6 protein-coding genes are annotated in these 4,756 nt (G+C 60.4%); 1 reads left to right on the top strand and 5 read right to left on the bottom strand.

Going from position 1 to position 4,756, the window contains the following annotated elements; all coding sequences use genetic code 11:
* The 4 genes from ACIP0B_RS20975 to rplM all read right to left on the bottom strand — a co-directional run.
* The coding region (locus ACIP0B_RS20975; protein WP_400835654.1) for a cytochrome bc complex cytochrome b subunit at positions 1-396 on the bottom strand (396 nt) is incomplete at its 3' end.
* A complete protein-coding gene (petA, locus tag ACIP0B_RS20980; RefSeq protein WP_400835656.1) occupies positions 396-989 on the bottom strand; it encodes a ubiquinol-cytochrome c reductase iron-sulfur subunit in 594 nt (197 codons plus the stop codon). The genes petA and ACIP0B_RS20975, both read right to left, overlap by 1 nt.
* 266 nt (positions 990-1,255) lie before the next feature.
* Positions 1,256-1,648, bottom strand: a complete 393-nt coding sequence (rpsI, locus tag ACIP0B_RS20985; RefSeq protein WP_085584816.1) for a 30S ribosomal protein S9 — start codon at positions 1,646-1,648, stop codon at positions 1,256-1,258.
* Positions 1,649-1,662: 14 nt separating this feature from the next.
* The gene (gene rplM / locus ACIP0B_RS20990; RefSeq protein WP_013789889.1) at positions 1,663-2,091 is read right to left on the bottom strand and encodes a 50S ribosomal protein L13; all 429 of its coding nucleotides are present in this window, start codon (positions 2,089-2,091) and stop codon (positions 1,663-1,665) included.
* Between the two features lie 244 nt (positions 2,092-2,335).
* On the opposite strand from rplM, the gene ACIP0B_RS20995 reads away from it, so the two are divergent.
* Complete coding sequence (locus ACIP0B_RS20995; protein ID WP_400835659.1) at positions 2,336-3,376, top strand: NADP(H)-dependent aldo-keto reductase; 1,041 nt, start codon at positions 2,336-2,338, stop codon at positions 3,374-3,376.
* Positions 3,377-3,447: 71 nt separating this feature from the next.
* Here the strand turns inward: ACIP0B_RS20995 and ACIP0B_RS21000 are convergent, their stop codons facing one another.
* A complete protein-coding gene (locus tag ACIP0B_RS21000; protein WP_400835661.1) occupies positions 3,448-4,584 on the bottom strand; it encodes an acyl-CoA dehydrogenase family protein in 1,137 nt (378 codons plus the stop codon).
* Positions 4,585-4,756: the final 172 nt, after the last annotated feature.

A 4,756-nucleotide genomic window follows, 5' to 3' on the forward strand; every position in this document is an offset into this window, starting at 1 on the left:
GTCGCCCTGCCCTCCACGGTCAAGGGCGGAACGCGCATCGTCGCGCAGCTCACGCGGCTTCTGGTACGAACCGTAGAGCAGGCCACGGAACATGTGCAGATAGACCACGATGAAGAACGCCGAAGCGCCGGTGGAGTGGAGCAGGCGCAGGATCGAGCCGTACTCGACGTCGCGCATGATGTATTCGACGGAGGCGAACGCCTCTTCCGCCGACGGGGTGTAGCTCATGGTCAGCCAGACGCCGGTGACGATCTGGTTGACCAGGACGAGCAGCGCCAGGGAGCCGAAGAAGTAGAAGAAGTTGAAGTTTTTCGGAGCGTAATACTTGCTGAGATGGTCTTCCCACATTTTGGTGGCGGGGAAGCGCGCATCCACCCAATCCATGAACTTGCTCATCACGCGTTCTCCTTGTCGACGCCGATGACGATGACGTCGTCAGACTCATAGGAATGCGGGGGCACTGGCAGGTTCAAAGGCGCAGGTTGCGACTTGTAGACGCGGCCAGCCAGATCGTAGTGGGAACCGTGGCAAGGGCAGAAATAGCCGCCTACCCAGTCTTTGCCCAGATCCGCGGGCGCCACTTCGGGACGGAAGGTCGGGGAGCATCCCAGGTGCGTGCAGATGCCGATCAGCAGCAGGATTTCGGGCTTGATCGACCGCACTTCCGGGTCGACATAAGTGGGTTGCGTGGAGTTTTTGGAGGCCGGATCGGAGAGCTGGCCCTCGATCTTCTTGAGATTCCCCAGGATTTCCTCGGTACGGCGGACAATGAACACCGGCTGGCCGCGCCACTCAGCAATCATCTGCTGGCCTGGCTCGATCTTGCTGACATTCACTTTCACCGGTGCACCGGCAGCTTTCGCCTTGGCACTGGGAAACCATGACCCCACGAACGGGACCGCAGCCCCCACCGCCCCTGCAGCACCCACCACGGATGTGGCTGCAACCAGGAAGCGACGCCGGCCTGCATTCACGCCGTCATTGCTCATTCAGTCCTCTCCCATCAGCTTTGTGGCCTGTTAAATCAGGCATCTACTAAATACAACTATGTACTTATAAAAATTTTGCCGAATGGTAATGAAAACCCCCAATTCTGACAAGGTAATTACCCGGAGGGCTGGCCCTCAAGCCTTGTAGTATAGGGGGTCTACGGATGTGGCAAGTTGTCACAGCGCAATTCTTCAACAAATCGCAGGCATAAAAAAACGCCCGGTTCCGTGAGGAATCGGGCGTTCTTTTGAACGTGGAAGCGGAATTAACGCTTCGAGTACTGCGGACGCTTACGCGCTTTACGCAGACCGACTTTCTTACGTTCAACTTCACGGGCGTCACGAGTGACGTAGCCGGCTTTACGCAGAGCGCTGCGCAGAGACTCGTCGTAGTCCATCAGGGCGCGGGTGATGCCGTGGCGGATTGCGCCAGCTTGACCACTCACACCACCGCCGATCACGGTGACGTACACGTCGAACTTCTCGACGGTTTCGGTCAGCTCCAGCGGCTGACGAACTACCATGCGGGCAGTTTCGCGGCCGAAGAAGGTATCCAGCGAACGGTTGTTGATGGAGATGTTACCAGTGCCCGGACGCAGGAAAACGCGTGCGGTTGCGGTCTTGCGACGGCCAGTGCCGTAATTTTGAGTCGCCGACATAATGAACTATTCCGTTAAATCTTCAGTTCTTGGGGCTGCTGAGCAGTATGAGGGTGAGCAGCGCCCGCATAGACTTTCAGCTTACGGTACATGTCGCGACCCAGCGGGTTCTTAGGCAGCATGCCTTTTACCGCGGTCTCGATCACGCGCTCAGGGGCCTTGGCGATCAGCTTTTCAAAGTTGATCGACTTGATGCCGCCCGGGAAACCGGAGTGGGAGTAGTACATTTTGTCGCTGGTTTTGGCGCCGGTCACACGAACCTGCTCGGCGTTGATCACGACGATGTAGTCGCCGGTGTCAACGTGAGGGGTGTACTCAGGCTTGTGCTTGCCACGCAGGCGGCTCGCGATTTCGGTGGCCAGACGACCCAGGGTCTGACCAGCAGCGTCGACGACAAACCAGTCGCGCTTTACTGTTTCCGGTTTAGCAGTAAAAGTTTTCATTCTTTATAGCCTCAGGGGCCGCCCGTAAATAAGACGGCGGATCTTACTGAATAGTGCGTACTTTGACAAGTCAAAGGCAGCCGGATACAGACGCTTTCGGGGGCTCGGGTCGGCGCGTCCGTTCAACGGCAAGATTCTTCGGCGGCGGCGCATCACTTCCACTGCAGAAAGAGGTCGGCAATTATCCAGATTGCGAAAAAAAATTCAACCTGCTTTTATGGCTCCTTTGCCCAAGGAGCACCCGATGGACTATCGCCAGCTAGGCCGCACCGACCTGAACGTGAGCGCAATCTGCCTCGGCACCATGACCTGGGGCGAGCAAAACACCGAAGCCGAGGCCTTCGCGCAGATCGAACGGGCCAAGGGCGCGGGGATCAACTTCATCGACACCGCCGAGATGTACCCGGTGCCGCCCAAGGCCGAGACCTACGCCACCACCGAGCGCTACATCGGCAATTACTTCAAGACCCGCGGCGACCGCGCCGACTGGATCCTGGCGAGCAAGATCGCCGGCCCCGGCAACACCATCGACTACATCCGCGACAAGAACCTGCGCCACAACCGCCGGCACATCACCGAAGCGGTGAACGCGAGCCTCGAACGCCTGCAGACCGACTACATCGACCTCTACCAGCTGCACTGGCCCGAGCGCAGCACCAACTTCTTCGGCCAGCTCGGCTACAAGCACAAGACCGAAGCCAACCTCACGCCGCTGGAGGACACCCTGGAGGCGCTCGACGAACAGGTGCGCGCCGGCAAGATCCGCCACATCGGCCTGTCCAACGAAACCCCGTGGGGCACCATGCGTTTCCTGGCCCTGGCCGAAGCCCGGGGCTGGCCGCGCGCCGTGTCGATCCAGAACCCCTACAACCTGCTCAACCGCAGTTTCGAGGTGGGCCTGGCGGAAATCGCCATCCGCGAACAGTGCGGCCTGCTGGCCTATTCGCCGCTGGCGTTCGGCTTCCTGTCGGGCAAGTACGAAGGCGGCGCCCGCCCGCCGAAAGGCCGCCTGAGCCTCTACAGCCGCTTCAGCCGCTACTTCAATCCGCAATCGGAAGCGGCCTGCAGCCGCTACGTGGCCCTGGCCCGCGAGCATGGCCTGGATCCGGCGCAGATGGCCCTGGCCTTCGTCAATCAGCAGCCGTTCGTCACCAGCAACATCATCGGCGCCACGACGCTGGAGCAACTGGACAGCAACATCGCCAGCTTCGACCTGAAACTGTCCGACGAAGTGCTGGAAGGGATCGAGGCGATCCACAAGGACCATCCGAACCCGGCGCCTTGATCATCCGGTAGACCATCGCCAGCAGGCTGGCTCCCACAGGGAACCGGCCTGCAACAAGCCTCTCTCGATCATCAAAGCGAACGCGCGATGATCTCCTTCATGATTTCGTTGGTGCCGGCGTAGATCCGCTGCACCCGCGCATCCGCCCACGCCCGGGCCACCGGGTACTCCCACATGAAGCCGTAGCCGCCGTGCAGCTGCACGCACTCGTCGAGCACCTTGCATTGCAGGTCAGTGCCCCAGTACTTGGCCATCGCCGCCGTCGGCACGTCGAGCTTGCCCTGCAGGTGCAGCTCCAGGCAGCGGTCGACGAACACCCGGCCGATCTGGATCTCGGTGGCCATCTCCGCCAACTTGAAACGGGTGTTCTGGAAGTCGGCGATCGACTTGCCGAACGCCTTGCGGTCACGGGTGTAGTCCAGCGTCCATTGCAGCGCCGCTTCGGCCGACGCCAGTCCGCCGACGGCCACCGTCAGGCGCTCCTGCGGCAGCTCCTGCATGAGATAAGCGAATCCGGCGCCCGCCTGCCCCAACAGGTTTTCCTTCGGTACGCGCACGTCCTGAAAGAACAGCTCCGAGGTGTCCTGGGCCTTCATGCCGACCTTCTCCAGGCGCTTGCCCTTGTCGAAGCCCGGCGTGCCGGCCTCCACCAGAAACAGGCTGGTGCCCTTGGCCCCGGCCTTCGGGTCGGTCTTGGCGACGACGATCACCAGATCCGCGAGAAAGCCGTTGGTGATGAAGGTCTTCGAGCCGTTGATCACGTATTCGTCGCCGTCCAGCACCGCAGTGGTCTTGACCCCTTGCAGGTCGGAGCCCGCCCCCGGCTCGGTCATGGCGATGGCGCTGACCATTTCGCCGGACACCAGTTTCGGCAGGTATTTCTGCTTCAGCGCCTCGCTGCCGTAATGCAGGATGTAGGGCGCCACGATGTCCGAATGCAGCGAAAAACCGATGCCGGTCAACCCCAGCCGGCCGACCTCTTCGATCACCACCGCGCTGTAGAGGAAGTCCGCCCCCAGCCCGCCGTACTCCTCCGGCAGGTGCGAGCACAGCATCCCCGCCTCCCCCGCCTTGTTCCACAGATTACGGTCGATGTAGCCTTGCTTCTCCCACTGTCCATGGAACGGCACGGCCTCCTTTTCGAGGAACGTGCGCACGCTGTCGCGGAACAGTTCGTGCTCGGGACTGAACAGGGTTCTGGGGATCATGCGGCACCTTTATCTTTGTTTTCGGAGGGATGAGACCTTCAGAGACTAAGCCCCGCTTCCGATACAGGACACTGGACACATCCGACAAAAAATAAGACGATCCAGCCGTCTGGTGACCACTTTCCCTTATAAAAACAAAAGTTGAATTATGTCTAAGCAAGTCGCCACGCCC

Source organism: Pseudomonas sp. NPDC089534, assembly GCF_044749305.1.
Lineage (GTDB): Bacteria > Pseudomonadota > Gammaproteobacteria > Pseudomonadales > Pseudomonadaceae > Aquipseudomonas > Aquipseudomonas ekonensis.